Here is a 12,717-nt window from a genome sequence, read left to right on the forward strand (position 1 = left end):
TCCTCCTAAGCCTTACGGGGGCGTGTGCCCCGACGTCCTGAACCATTCGATGGGTGCGGAGAATGATCGAGGCAGTCGGCCTGACGAAGCGCTATGGCGACAAGACAGCCGTGTACAACCTTTCCTTCCAGGTAAGGCCGGGTTCCGTCACCGGCTTCCTCGGGCCCAACGGGTCGGGCAAGTCGACGACCATGCGCATGATCCTCGGGCTCGACAACCCCAGCTCCGGTCAGGTCACGATCGGCGGCTACCCCTATCGCAAGCTGCCCAACGCCCCCCGGCAGGTCGGCGCGCTCCTCGACGCCAAGGCCGTGCACGGTGGCCGACACGCCCGCAACCACCTCCTGTGCCTCGCCCAGCTGTCCGGTATCCCGGCCCGCCGCGTGGACGAGGTGCTGGGTGTCGTCGGCCTCCAGGACGTGGCGAAAAAGCGCTCCAAGGGCTTCTCGCTCGGCATGGGCCAGCGGCTCGGCATCGCCGCCGCGCTCCTCGGCGACCCCCAGGTGCTGCTCTTCGACGAGCCGGTCAACGGCCTCGACCCCGAGGGCATCCTCTGGGTGCGGAACCTGATGAAGTCGCTGGCCGCCGAGGGCCGGACCGTCTTCGTCTCCTCCCACCTCATGAGCGAGATGGCGCTCACCGCCGACCACCTCATCGTGATCGGCCGCGGCCAGCTGCTCGCCGACATGAGCGTCCGCGACTTCATCTCGCACAACTCGGCCGACTTCGCCCGCGTACGTACGCCCGAGACGGAGCCCCAGCAGCGCGAGAAGCTGACGTCCGCGCTGACCGAGGCGGGCGGCCAGGTGCTGCCCGAGCAGGACGGCGCATTGCGTGTCATGGGCCTGCCGCTCCCCCGGATCAGCGACCTCGCCCACAGCGCCGACGTACGCCTGTGGGAGCTCTCCCCGCACCAGGCCTCGCTGGAGGAGGCGTACATGCGGATGACGCAGGGCGCCGTCGACTACCGCTCCACCATCGACCAGCGCGCGGGCCTCCAGCAGGAGCTGCCGCCGGGCGCGATGCCGCCGCAGCAGATGCCGGTGCCGGGTCAGGGCCAGCCCGGCTGGTACGCCCCGCCGCCGCCCCAGCAGGGCGGCCAGCCGTTCGCGATGCCGCAGGGGCAGCCGCCCGCCGGGGTGCCCGCGGGCCCGTACGGTGCCCCGGCCGCGCCCGGAGCCGGAGAGCCCAACCCCTACGCCCAGCCCGCCGGCACCGCGCCCGCGGCCGCCGCTCCCGCACAGCCCGCCCCCGCGCAGCCCTCCTCCGCCGCGCCCGACCTGAGCAAGCCCGAGGACGCCCGATGAGCACGCCCCAGCACCAGATGCAGCAGCAGGCCGCCCCTGCCCCCAACTGGCAGGGTGCGCCCGGCACTTCGTACACCTCGCCGATTCCGATCACGCGTACGCACCTCGGTCACGCGCTCACCTCCGAGTGGACGAAGATCAAGTCGGTGCGCTCCACAATGTGGACGCTCGGTGTCTTCGTGCTGCTGGTCGTCGGCATCGGCTTCCTGGTCGCCGCCCAGACCACCAACGAGGACTTCACGGACGTCCCGTACACGATCCCCGCCTTCTTCGGCCTGATCCTCGGCCAGATCTGCCTGATCACGCTGGGCGTGCTGGTGGTCTCGTCGGAGTACGGCACGGGCATGATCCGTACGACGTTCACGGCGTCGCCCCAGCGCTACCGGGTGCTCACCGCCAAGCTGATGATCTTCTTCGTCGTCGCGTTCGTCGTGTCGGCCCTCTCCATCGGCGTGGTCGGCCTGATCACGTCGGGTATGCACGGCGGATCGTCGGACAACGAGTGGGGCGGGACCGTCCTGATGGGCGCGCTGTACGTGTCGCTGCTCGGCGTCCTCGCGCTAGCCGTGGGATCGATGCTGCGGCACTCCGCCGGCGCGATCACCACGATGCTCGGTGTGGTGCTGGTGCCCGCGATCCTGCCCGCGTTCCTGCTGATGTCCGAGAGCATGCGGACGATCGGCGAGAAGATGATGGAGTACAACGCTCCGAACGCGCTCGCCCGGATCTTCCAGCTCGACGCCGACAACGGGAACGGCAGTTCCCAGCTCCTCCTCCTCGTGGGCGTGACCGCGGCGGCGATCGCCGGGGCCTATGCGCTGCTGGAGAAGCGGGATGTCTAGCGCGTAGGAAACATACGCAAAATCGTTCGAAGGTCTAGAACCTCGGAGCGTTCCGGGACCGCTGCACCCGTGTGGTGCGGCGGTCCTTCGCGTTCCAGCACGCCTTGTGCCAGTGCCGCCGCTCGTCCACACCGGAGTGCTCGGGCCAGGCCACCACGTGCGGGACGCCGGAGGGAATCTGCTGGTCGCAGCCGGGGCAGCGGTACGTCTTGCCCTGGGCACTCGCGCCCGCCACGTGCCGCACGCTCCACGCCTCGCCCTGCCAGCTCTCCGTCGACTGCCAGCCGCCGTAACGGTCGGACGGGTCCGATCCGTCCGGGGACTGGCTCCGGCCGGAGTCACCGGCACCCTTGGGACGGTTGCGACGCGGGGACACAGGACACCTCACGGAGCTATACAGGGAGCACGGGCTGTGTCCAGCCTACGCGGAGCACCCAGGGGTACGCGTACGTCACCAACCCCCACAGATCCCCCGCACGGCCGGCTCATTCTGCAGACAATCCGCCAATCTCCCCGCCAAGCCGTGTCCTTGGCACGTGTCAGACGGTTATGCGAGGTGGGGGAGCCGCGTCGGCACAAGGAGGCAGGAGTGCGATGCGCGTAGGAAGTTTTGTACTGGCGGCCCAGTTCCCGGGCCAGGGCCAGGGAGAGGCACTGCACCGCGCGGTGCGGTCCGCCGAGGTCGCCGAGGAGGCGGGGCTCGACGCCGTATGGCTGGCCGAGCACCACTTCGTGCCGTACGGGACGTGCCCGTCGGCCATCACGCTCGCGGCGTTACTGCTCGGCCGCACCCGTCGGATCCGGGTCGGCACAGCGGTCAGCGTGCTGCCCACCGTGCACCCGGTGGCGCTCGGCGAGCAGGCCGCACTGCTGCACGTGACGTCCGGCGGGCGCTTCTCGCTCGGACTGGGGCGCGGCGGACCGTGGGTGGACCTGGAGGTCTTCGGGACGGGCCTCGACGCGTACGAGAAGGGGTTCCCGGAATCACTCGATCTGCTGGTGCGGTGGCTGCGGGAACCGTCCGTCGCGGGCGGTTCGGAGCGCTTCGCCTTCCGTGAAGTCCCCGTCGTGCCAAGGCCGTCGGAGGCCCTGACGGGCGGCGAGAGCCCCGAGGTCGTCGTCGCCTGCACCTCACCGGCGAGCGTCAAGCTGGCCGCCGAGCGCGGGCTGCCGATGCTCCTCGGGATGCACGTCGGGGACGAGGAGAAGGCGGAGATGGTCGCGCTGTGGCGCACGCACGCGCGCGGCGCGGGGTACTCGCCGGACGAGATCGCGGACGCGGCCCATGTCTCGGCCGGCATCGCCCAGGTCGCGGACCGGCGCACGGACGCGGTCGAGATGCTTCTGAAGGCCATGCCGGGCTGGCTGAAGCAGGGGCTCGACGCACATGTGACCGTGGACGGCCGGGCGCGCTCGATGCGGGATCCGGTGGCCTACACCGAACTGCTCTGCGGTCTGCACCCGGTGGGCACGCCCCGCCTGTGCGCCGACCGCCTCGCGGCGACCTCCGAGCGCACGGGGATCACGCGCTTCGCGCTCCTCACGGAGGGCTCGGGCGACCTGGCGGCGACCGAGGAGAACGTACGGCGGCTGGGGGACGAGGTGCTGCCGCGGCTGCGGTGAGCGGGGCCCCGCCCGGGCCGAGCCGAAGAGAACCGCGTCCCGGCCGAGCCGGGATGCGACCGGGCCGAGCCTGGAGACATCCGAGCGGAACCGGGGTGCGACCGGGCCGAACCGGCGTGCGACCGCGCCGAACCGGGCCGAACTGGGGTATGTCCGGACGGAATCGGAGCGGGGCGGATCGAACCGGAGTGGGTCCGAGCCGAACCGAGGTGCGACCGGACGGAATCGGAGCGGGTCTGGGCCGAGCCCGAGTGGGTCTGGGTCGAACCGGAGTGGGTCCGGGCCGAACCGGGGTGCGATCGGGCTGAACCGGAGCGGGTCCGGGCCGAGCCCGAGTGCCTCTGGGCCGAACCGGGGTGCATCCAATCGGAGCCCGAGTGCGTCCGGGCCGAACCGGGGTGTGACCGGACGGAACCGGAGCAGGTCCGTGCCGAACCGGGGTGCGTCTGGGCCGGAGTGGGTCCGGGCCGAGCCCGAGTGCGTCCGGGCCAACCGGTGTACGTCTGGCGGGGGTTGAGACCCGTTCGGTTGCAACGGGTCCGTATCCGACCGGAACAGGTCCCTGTCCGGGTCGGACGGGCGCCTGTCCGGGCCCAACCGGTGTGCGCCGCGGGGAGCTTGCCGCCCCAGTACAAAAGCACCTCCCGCGTACGGAGCGGCAAGCCGTGCAGCATCACCGCCTCAGCAGTCCCGGAACTCCGGCGACTGGTTCAGCAGCTGGCTGCGCACCGAGGTGAAGCGGGTCAAGGTGTCGTCCACCGAGCCGTCCAGCGGGAACACCGCCACGCGGTGGCAGTTCTGGAAGGCCAGGCGCACCCCGAAGTGCCGCTGCAGCGCACCGCGTATCGCGTCACTCGCGAGCGCACGCAGCAGCTGGCCGCGCGCCTGCTCGTCCGGCGGAGGCGTCTGGTTGTCGGCGAAGTTGCCGCCGTCCACCTTCAGCTGAGCCACCAGGGAGCTGATCATCTCCCATGCGTAGGGCAGGGAAATCCGGACGCAGTCGACGAATTCCGCTTCGTCGACCTCGCCTCGCTCGGCCTTTTCGAGTAGGGCCGGTGAGACGTCCAGCGACATGGGTTCTCCTCTCGCACCCCCTCGGCAGAGGGGGTTGACGGACAGGGAAGGAGAGCGCGACGCCGAACACGCTGAGTACACGCGTCGCGACCTCCCGTTTATACGGTAGGCAACTGTTCGTGGCCGCACCAGGACATTGAGAAACCAGGGGAGACTCAACCTGCTCACAACCGGCCACTTTCGAACAGGGCTTATCCGGGGAAACAGGGGCGACAGGAAGTGGACGGGGAAAGCCGACCCTTGGGCGGATCGCGCCGACCCTTGCCGGTCGAGTAGCGTTGCCGACCATGCGTCTCGTCATTGCCCGCTGCTCCGTTGACTACGCGGGCCGGCTCACCGCCCATCTCCCGTCGGCCCCTCGCCTGATCCTTGTGAAGGCCGACGGCAGTGTCTCGATCCATGCGGACGACCGGGCCTACAAGCCCCTCAACTGGATGTCGCCGCCCTGCACGCTGAAGGAGGGTTCGGGGGACGACAAGGGTGTCTGGACCGTCATCAACAAGGCGGGCGAGAAGCTCATCATCACGATGGAGGAGGTCCTCCACGACTCCTCGCACGAACTCGGCGTGGACCCCGGCCTGATCAAGGACGGCGTGGAGGCGCACCTCCAGGAGCTCCTCGCCGACCGTATCGACACCCTCGGCGAGGGCTACTCGCTGATCCGCCGCGAGTACATGACGGCGATCGGCCCGGTCGACATCCTGTGCCGTGACGGCGCCGGCCAGACCGTCGCCGTGGAGATCAAGCGGCGCGGCGAGATCGACGGCGTGGAGCAACTCACGCGCTATCTGGAGCTGTTGAACCGCGACCCGCACCTCGCGCCGGTCCGCGGCATCTTCGCGGCCCAGGAGATCAAGCCCCAGGCCCGTGTCCTCGCCACCGACCGGGGCATCGGCTGCGCGGTCCTCGACTACAACGCCCTGCGCGGCATCGAGGACGACAAGCTGCGACTGTTCTGACGGCCACGAGGTTCTCTCGTACGCCATGTTCGTACGGCATGACAGTGGGCCGGGTCCTGTGTGGAGGACCCGGCCCACTGTCGTGCCGTGTTGTGCCGTACGCGGGTGTCGTACCCCGGGTGTCAGATCGTCGGCGAGCCGTCGTCCGCCGGGCTGCTCGCGGCACTGCTGCTCTCGGCCGGGCTGGAGGCCGGGCCGCTGGCCGAGTCGGAGGTCTCCGGTGTGCTCGGCGGAGTCTCACTCGGCTCACCGGTCGGCCCGGTCGGTGTCGGGGTCGGAGTCGGCGTGGGTGTCGGCGTCGGACTGGTCGGCGGCTTCGAGGAAGTCGGCGGCTTCGTCGAGGACGGCGGCTTCGTCGTGGGCTTGTTCGTGCTCGGGTCCTTCGTCCCGGTCGGATCGTCCGAGGGCTCCGTGCTCGAAGACGGCGCCGGGTCGTCCGAGGTCCCGATGATCCCGTCGTCGCCCGGGTCGGTGGGACGGCTCGTCGAGTCCGCGTCGCCACTGTCCTTCTGCGGCCGGTCCGCGCCGAGTCCGTCGCCCTCGTCGCCGGCGCTGGCCGACGGGTTGGGGCCGACCCGCTCCGAGGGGATGTTGTCGTCGGGGTTGGACGTCGCGCCGAGCGTCACCACCGTGCCGAGCACGGCGGCCAGGAGCGCGCCCGCGCCCGCCGCGGCGAGGTTGCGCCGGGTGCCGTTGACCAGGCCCTTGACGCGGCCCGGCTTCGCCGCGGAGGCGGAACCGCTGCGGCTGATGACCGTCGCGGGCTCGCCCGACGGCTGGAGCGAGGGGACCGGAGTGAATCCGGACGGTACGCCACCGGGCGGCGACGCCGACTCCTCGTACCGCGCGTCGGGCACCTCCTCGCCCGCCGTCGCACCGATCCCGGCCGGCGGTGTGGTGCCGGTGCGGTCCGCGACCAGCGCCAGTGCGCGGCGGCCGGCGACGGTGCCGCGCTTCTCGGCGAGGGCGCCGCGCAGCCCGATGGACGCCTCCAGTTCGGCGCGGGCCCGGTCGAACTGCCCGGCGCAGACCGCGAGGATGCCCAGCTCGTGGTGGAAATAGGCCTGATCCGAGACCTCGCCGGACAGCCGGGCCGCCTCGGCACCTGAGCGCAGCGCACGCTCCCAGGCACTCCAGTGCAGCCCCGCGGCGAACGCGGGCGCGGCCGTGCGTGCCAGCCGTACCGCGGTGGCGCTCTCCTCGTCCTCGGCCGGCCGCTCCGTGAGAGGCGCCAGGGCGGTCAGCGCGGCGAGCACGGCGTCCGCCTCGGCGACCACCCGCTCCGGGGTGACCGAGGGATGCCCCGCCCACCAGGCGTAGTGCTCGGCGGCGGCGTGCGCCTTCTCCTCGGCGTCGGACGCGTACCCGGCGGCCTCCAGCTGGGTCTGTACGCCCGCCGCGAGCCGGTAGTGCGAGCCGACCGGCGTGACGAGCGCGCAGCCGACGAGCTCGGCGAGCGCGGCGTCCGCGTGCGTGTCCCCCACCAGGGCGGGCAGATGCGCCTGGTGCGGCACCTCGCCGTCCAGCGCGACGGCGAAGCGCAGCGTGGCGCGCGCCGACTCGCTGAGCCGGGTCGCGAGCAGCGCGGCCGGGGCGGCGCCCTCGGCGAGCGACGGCAGCGGTACGTCGTGGCCGTCCTCGGCGTCGAAGGGCGCGTCCACGGGCGCGTCCTCGTAGTAGCCGAACTCGTCGAAGGCGTTCGGGTCGGCGCGCAGCTGGTCGCGCTGCCGCAGCAGCGCACCGGCCTGCACGAAGCGCAGCGGCAGCCCCTCGGACTCGAACCAGAGGTCGCCCGCCCAGTTCGCCTCGTCCTCGGTCAGGACGCGGCCGACGGCGCGCTCCAGCAGTTCGAGACCGCCGCCACGGCCGAGGCCGCCGAGGAAGACCTCTTCGAGGAGCGAGTCGGTCGAGGGCGCGGGAACGTCGGGTGTCGCGGAGATCAGGAAGGCGCACTCGGGGGTCGCGTCGAGCAGTTCGTCGAGCGCGGTACCGCCGAACTCCACGTCGTCCAGGACGACGACCGCGCCGATCTCGTGGACGAGTGCGAGCAGTTCCTCCCGCTCCGGCCGGTGCAGCGGGGCGTTGAAGACGGCGGCGAAGAGGTCGTGCAGGAGATCGTCCGGCGTACGGCGGTGGCCGCTGAGGCGCACCACGCCGTCCGGGGCGAGGTCCGCGCAGTCCTCGGCGACGGCGTCCAGAAGCACGGTGCGGCCCGAGCCCGAGGGTCCGGTGAGCCGCACGGAGCGCCCGCGCGCGAGCAGGCGCACAAGCCGCTCACGCTCCTCCTGCCGCTCCAGGAGCGGCAGTCTGGGCAGCGAGGCCCCGGGTGGTACGGGAGGTCGTGTCGAGCGGGCCAGCTCGGCCCGGTCGGCTGCGCTGTACTTCGTGGGCCGCGGCGGTCGCTCGCCCGGTGGGCAGAGCTCGATCTCGCTGCCGTCGACGGGATTGACGGTGAGCAGCTGGTCGCCCGACACGAGTTGGACGGTGCGGGCCAGTGCTGGCGTGTGCTGACCGAAGTCGGACGTCAGAGGATCGCGCGGCGGGCGCTGTCGTGGCGCCGAGCCGTCGTCGTCGTGGCCGTACTCTTCGGGTCCCCGGTTCATCGGGTCCATAGGTCCAAGCCCCCCAAAAGCGTGGTGTGCGGGTCCTGTCGCCGGACTCCCGTCGTCCGCCCGCAGGGCGGGCCGCGCGGCGTCTGGTACGTGCGATCGCAAGGCGCCGGAAGGTCCTCGTAGCGGAGCTACTAGGGCCTTTCGGCAACGCCGCGAGCGTGCGTGCCAGGCGTCGTGCGGCAGACGGGAGTCCGGCGACAGGACCCAGGCCCCTCCCGGCCTTGCTGCACACTGCGCTGTCGCTTCTGGTCCGGTGCCCGCTCACGGGTTCGTCAAGACGCGGGCAGCCGAACCCTAAACCTTCGCACAGTATCTACGAACACACGGGGTACCGCGCCGTCCGAGACGTCACAGCTTCGTGAGGATTGTTCGCGGGTTACGTTTCGTACGACCGCTTCTTACCCGATCTTCGCCGTTTGCGACAGTGACGCCGAGTCACATCCAGCGGCGGCGCCGGCTCACGTCCAGGGGCGGCGGGGGTCACGTCCGGGAGAGGCGCGGGGTCACACCCGGGGCAGCGACTCGACGCCGATGCCGCCCTCGATCGCCAGGATCCGGTGGAGCCGGGTGGCCACCAGCAGTCGCTGCATCTGCGGCGGGACGCCGCGCAGCACAAGCCTCCGGCCGCACCGCCCCGCCCGCCGGTGGGCCCCCATGATGACACCGAGCCCGGTGGCGTCCCAGGAGTCCAGCTCTGACAGGTCGAGCACCAGGTCGTCGACGCCGTCGTCGACTGCCGAGTGCAGGACCGTACGGGCGTCCGCCGCGCTGCGGACGTCGAGGCGGCCCCCGACGACCAGCTCGGCGTGGTCGCCCCTGATGTACATATGCGCTCCCCGAGAGTGCGTTTCGTACGCTGCGTCTTCGTCGTGTCCTGTGTTGCCAGGACTGACTGCCGTACCGGGGCAGAAGTTGCCCTCTGTAAGCGAACCGATACCGAATTCACTCCGAGGAGTGACCGGTCGAAGATCGCCACAGAGTCAGTACGTGTATCAGTAGGTGTAGAAGCCTTGCCCGCTCTTACGGCCGATGTCACCGGCGTCAACCATCCGGCGCATCAGCTCCGGCGGGGCGAACTTCTCGTCCTGGGACTCGGTGTAGATGTTGCTGGTCGCGTGCAGAAGGATGTCGACGCCGGTGAGGTCGGCGGTGGCGAGAGGACCCATCGCGTGACCGAAGCCCAGCTTGCAGGCGAGGTCGATGTCCTCGGCGGTCGCCACACCCGACTCGTACAGCTTGGCCGCCTCGACGACGAGCGCCGAGATGAGCCGGGTGGTCACGAAGCCGGCCACGTCACGGTTGACGACGATGCAGGTCTTGCCGACCGACTCGGCGAACTCCCGTGCGGCGGCGAGTGTTTCGTCGCTCGTCTTGTAGCCGCGCACCAGCTCGCAGAGCTGCATCATCGGGACCGGCGAGAAGAAGTGGACGCCGACGACCCGCTCCGGGCGCTCGGTGGCCGCCGCGATCTTGGTGATCGGGATGGCGGAGGTGTTGGAGGCGAGTACGGTCTCGTCCTTCACCAGCTTGTCGAGCGTACGGAAGATCTCGTGCTTGACTTCCAGCTTCTCGAAGACGGCCTCGACGACGATGTCGGCGTCGGCGACCGCGTCCAGATCGGTGGTCGTGGTGATGCGCCCCAGCGCCGCCCCGGCCGCGTCCGCGTCCAGCTTCCCCTTGCTCACGAACTTGTCGTACGAGGCCTTGATGCCGTCGGTGCCACGGGTCAACGCCTCGTCGGTGACATCGCGCAGGACGACGTCCCAGCCGGCCTGTGCGGAGACCTGGGCGATACCTGAACCCATGAGTCCGGCCCCGATGACGGCGAGCTTCCCTGCCACTGTCCGACTCCCCTGCTGCGTTTTCCCGGCGGCGTTGACCATCGCGAGACAACCCGGGGTAACACGCTGTCGGGTTGCCTCTTCGGCGGACCCTAGCGGTCGTGAGGCGCTGTGTGACCGGTAAGTAACGCGCGTCACGTCTCATAGGACGGACATCACACCGAGCGGCTCATTCCGCCGCCCGTACGGCGTAGTTGAGGACCTTCTCGCTCAAAAGGTCCTCCATGCCGTCGAGGAGGGCCAGCACTTCCCGGGACACCTCGGCCGGATCGCGGCACGCCATCATCTCGCGGCTGATGTTGCTCATGACCGTCTGATGGAGCCAGCCGATCTGCCCGGCCATCAGACCCGGCGTCGGATCGTCCGGATCGGCGCCCGTCTCCTCGCGCAGCGCCGCCTCCAGGTCGTCGTGGACCTCCTGCTGAAGGCTCCACAGGCGGGACCGGAGGGCGGGCGCGTCGTGGATGACGCGCATGAAACGGTCGTACCCCTCCATGAGTCCGACCCGGGGCGAGACCGCCTCGACCTCCTCGCGCAGCTCGCGCAGGACGGCGACGGCGGCCGACTCGCCGACGCGCCGGCCGCGCACCCAGCGCGAGAGCCGGTCGACGACACCCCGGCTGCGGTCGAAGAAGAGGTCCTCCTTGGCCGGGAAGTAGTTGTAGACGGTGTTCACGGAGACGTCGGCCGCGTCCGCGACCTCGGCCATGGTCACCGTCACGAAGCCGTGCTCCAGGAACAGTCCCGTGGCGATGTCCGAGATGCGCTGCCTGGTCTCGCGCTTCTTCCGCTCCCTGAGCCCCTCTGCCATGGCTTCATCGTAGGCCGGACCGATGATTTCTGGCCTCTCTCAAATTTTGGTGGCATTGCAAAATTTAAGTCCCTCTGTTTTTCTTGGCGCATGCCCATCATCAGCACGGCCGGCCTCGCCCGGACCTTCCAGACCAAACGCGGCCCCGTCGAGGCGGTCCGCGGTATCGACCTCACCGTCCGGGCGGGCGAGATCCTCGGCTTCCTCGGCCCGAACGGAGCGGGCAAGACGACCACGCTCCGGATGCTCACGACCCTGCTGGCCCCGACCGGCGGCGCCGCCACCGTCGCGGGCCACGACCTGGCCACCGACCCGGAGGGCGTCCGCCTCGCGAGCGGGTACGTGGCGCAGTCGGGCGGGGTGGACCCCCAGGTCTCAGTCCGCGAGGAACTGGTCACCCAAGGACGGCTCTACCGTCTGACGAAGAATCAGGCGGTCGAGCGCGCCGAGGAGTTGTCGCGCGACCTGGACCTGACCGACCTCCTCGACCGGAAGACGTCGGCACTCTCCGGCGGCCAGCGCCGGCGTCTCGACATCGCGCTCGGCCTCACCCACCGCCCGAAGGTCCTGTTCCTCGACGAGCCGACCACGGGCCTCGACCCGGCGAGCCGGGCGGACCTCTGGGACCTGGTCCGACGCCTGCGCGACGACCACGGCACGACCGTCTTCCTCACCACCCACTACCTCGACGAGGCGGACGCGCTCGCCGACCGGCTGGTGATCGTCGACCAGGGCGTCGTGGTGGCGGAGGGCACGCCGAGCGCGCTCAAGCTCCAGTACGGAGGGTCGATCGACGCGAGCCTCCAGGACACGTTCCTCGCCATCACGGGCCGCGCCCCCGCGCCGGCCGACGCCGCCCCCGTAGCCGTCTGAGCCTCCAGGAAGTGACCCACATGCTTGTCCAGGACACCGCGCTGATCTTCGGGCGCTACATGCGCCAGACCCTGCGCTCCAGGTTCGCGATGCTCTTCGGCGTACTGATGCCGCTGCTGTACCTGCTCTTCTTCGGCCCGCTGCTCACCGATCTGCCGCTCGGCGGCGGCGGGAGTTCCTGGCAGGTCCTGGTCCCCGGACTCCTGCTCCAACTCGGTCTGTTCGGGGCCGCTTTCGCCGGTTTCATGATCATCGTGGAGAAGAGCCACGGGGTCGTGGAGCGGATGCGCGTCACCCCGGTCAGCCGGCTCGCGCTCCTGCTCGGCCGGGTGCTGCGCGACACGGCCGTCTTCGTCTTCCAGGCGGTCCTGCTGGTCCTGGCCGCCCTGGTGATGGGTCTGCGCGCACCGCTGGCAGGCATCCTGATCGGCTTCGCCTTCGTCGCCCTCCTGACCGTCTCGCTGGCCTCGCTGTCGTACGCGCTGGCCATGCGCCTCAGCTCGGCCCACACGTTCGGCCCGACGATCAACGCGCTGACCATGCCGTCCATGCTCCTGTCCGGCCTGATGCTCCCCATGTCACTGGCGCCCGGCTGGCTGGACGCCCTCTCGCACGTCATGCCCTTCCGCTATCTGGTGGACGCGATGCGGGACGCGTACGTCGGCTCGTACGCGACCGCCTCCATGGCGTACGGCGTCCTGGTGGCCGTCGGCTTCGCGGGACTCGCCGTGACGGTGGGCACACGAGTGTTCCGGAAGGCCGGGGCGTAACTACG

12 protein-coding genes are annotated in these 12,717 nt (G+C 70.5%); 6 read left to right on the plus strand and 6 right to left on the minus strand.

Going from position 1 to position 12,717, the window contains the following annotated elements:
• Positions 1–62 precede the first annotated feature (62 nt).
• Positions 63–1,307 (plus strand): ABC transporter ATP-binding protein, encoded by a 1,245-nt coding sequence (locus ACIBEI_RS35670; protein WP_398894554.1) that lies wholly within the window; start codon positions 63–65, stop codon positions 1,305–1,307.
• Positions 1,304–2,149 (plus strand): ABC transporter permease, encoded by an 846-nt coding sequence (locus tag ACIBEI_RS35675; RefSeq protein WP_398894556.1) that lies wholly within the window; start codon positions 1,304–1,306, stop codon positions 2,147–2,149. The genes ACIBEI_RS35670 and ACIBEI_RS35675 overlap by 4 nt, the downstream gene beginning before the upstream one ends.
• 34 nt (positions 2,150–2,183) lie before the next feature.
• Here ACIBEI_RS35675 and ACIBEI_RS35680 read toward each other — a convergent pair whose 3' ends face one another.
• A complete protein-coding gene (locus tag ACIBEI_RS35680; protein WP_200395824.1) occupies positions 2,184–2,525 on the minus strand; it encodes an ATP/GTP-binding protein in 342 nt (113 codons plus the stop codon).
• Between the two features lie 218 nt (positions 2,526–2,743).
• On the opposite strand from ACIBEI_RS35680, the gene ACIBEI_RS35685 reads away from it, so the two are divergent.
• Positions 2,744–3,772, plus strand: a complete 1,029-nt coding sequence (locus ACIBEI_RS35685; protein WP_398894558.1) for an LLM class flavin-dependent oxidoreductase — start codon at positions 2,744–2,746, stop codon at positions 3,770–3,772.
• Between the two features lie 681 nt (positions 3,773–4,453).
• Here the strand turns inward: ACIBEI_RS35685 and ACIBEI_RS35690 are convergent.
• Positions 4,454–4,846, minus strand: a complete 393-nt coding sequence (locus ACIBEI_RS35690) for an SCO5389 family protein (protein ID WP_055617795.1) — start codon at positions 4,844–4,846, stop codon at positions 4,454–4,456.
• 287 nt (positions 4,847–5,133) lie between these two features.
• On the opposite strand from ACIBEI_RS35690, the gene nucS reads away from it, so the two are divergent.
• Positions 5,134–5,805 (plus strand): endonuclease NucS, encoded by a 672-nt coding sequence (gene nucS / locus ACIBEI_RS35695; protein ID WP_398894561.1) that lies wholly within the window; start codon positions 5,134–5,136, stop codon positions 5,803–5,805.
• A 122-nt stretch (positions 5,806–5,927) separates the two neighbouring features.
• Here nucS and ACIBEI_RS35700 read toward each other — a convergent pair whose 3' ends face one another.
• The 4 genes from ACIBEI_RS35700 to ACIBEI_RS35715 all read right to left on the minus strand — a co-directional run bounded on the left by ACIBEI_RS35700 (position 5,928) and on the right by ACIBEI_RS35715 (position 11,069).
• The gene (locus tag ACIBEI_RS35700; RefSeq protein WP_398894562.1) at positions 5,928–8,417 is read right to left on the minus strand and encodes an ATP-binding protein; all 2,490 of its coding nucleotides are present in this window, start codon (positions 8,415–8,417) and stop codon (positions 5,928–5,930) included.
• Between the two features lie 503 nt (positions 8,418–8,920).
• Positions 8,921–9,244 carry an STAS domain-containing protein gene (locus ACIBEI_RS35705; RefSeq protein ID WP_190033661.1) on the minus strand — a complete coding sequence of 108 codons (324 nt, stop codon included), beginning with the start codon at positions 9,242–9,244 and terminating at the stop codon, positions 8,921–8,923.
• A 165-nt stretch (positions 9,245–9,409) separates the two neighbouring features.
• Positions 9,410–10,258 carry a 3-hydroxyacyl-CoA dehydrogenase family protein gene (locus ACIBEI_RS35710; RefSeq protein ID WP_398894564.1) on the minus strand — a complete coding sequence of 283 codons (849 nt, stop codon included), beginning with the start codon at positions 10,256–10,258 and terminating at the stop codon, positions 9,410–9,412.
• A 169-nt stretch (positions 10,259–10,427) separates the two neighbouring features.
• Complete coding sequence (locus ACIBEI_RS35715; RefSeq protein WP_328844689.1) at positions 10,428–11,069, minus strand: TetR/AcrR family transcriptional regulator; 642 nt, start codon at positions 11,067–11,069, stop codon at positions 10,428–10,430.
• Positions 11,070–11,159: 90 nt separating this feature from the next.
• Here ACIBEI_RS35715 and ACIBEI_RS35720 point away from each other — a divergent pair, with 90 nt between their 5' ends.
• Both ACIBEI_RS35720 and ACIBEI_RS35725 read left to right on the plus strand, forming a co-directional pair.
• Positions 11,160–11,942 (plus strand): ABC transporter ATP-binding protein, encoded by a 783-nt coding sequence (locus tag ACIBEI_RS35720; protein WP_398894566.1) that lies wholly within the window; start codon positions 11,160–11,162, stop codon positions 11,940–11,942.
• 20 nt (positions 11,943–11,962) lie between these two features.
• A complete protein-coding gene (locus ACIBEI_RS35725; protein WP_398894675.1) occupies positions 11,963–12,712 on the plus strand; it encodes an ABC transporter permease in 750 nt (249 codons plus the stop codon).
• Positions 12,713–12,717 lie beyond the last annotated feature (5 nt).

It is taken from the genome of Streptomyces sp. NPDC050988 (genome assembly GCF_044456225.1).
GTDB lineage: Bacteria > Actinomycetota > Actinomycetes > Streptomycetales > Streptomycetaceae > Streptomyces.

Coding starts and splice junctions, on each gene's coding strand:
- ACIBEI_RS35670 (WP_398894554.1), top strand. CDS start 63: ATGATCGAGGCAGTCGGCCTGACGAAGCGCTATGGCGACAAGACAGCC.
- ACIBEI_RS35675 (WP_398894556.1), top strand. CDS start 1,304: ATGAGCACGCCCCAGCACCAGATGCAGCAGCAGGCCGCCCCTGCCCCC.
- ACIBEI_RS35685 (WP_398894558.1), top strand. CDS start 2,744: ATGCGCGTAGGAAGTTTTGTACTGGCGGCCCAGTTCCCGGGCCAGGGC.
- ACIBEI_RS35690 (WP_055617795.1), bottom strand. CDS start 4,846: ATGTCGCTGGACGTCTCACCGGCCCTACTCGAAAAGGCCGAGCGAGGC.
- nucS (WP_398894561.1), top strand. CDS start 5,134: ATGCGTCTCGTCATTGCCCGCTGCTCCGTTGACTACGCGGGCCGGCTC.
- ACIBEI_RS35700 (WP_398894562.1), bottom strand. CDS start 8,417: ATGGACCCGATGAACCGGGGACCCGAAGAGTACGGCCACGACGACGAC.
- ACIBEI_RS35705 (WP_190033661.1), bottom strand. CDS start 9,244: ATGTACATCAGGGGCGACCACGCCGAGCTGGTCGTCGGGGGCCGCCTC.
- ACIBEI_RS35715 (WP_328844689.1), bottom strand. CDS start 11,069: ATGGCAGAGGGGCTCAGGGAGCGGAAGAAGCGCGAGACCAGGCAGCGC.
- ACIBEI_RS35720 (WP_398894566.1), top strand. CDS start 11,160: ATGCCCATCATCAGCACGGCCGGCCTCGCCCGGACCTTCCAGACCAAA.
- ACIBEI_RS35725 (WP_398894675.1), top strand. CDS start 11,963: ATGCTTGTCCAGGACACCGCGCTGATCTTCGGGCGCTACATGCGCCAG.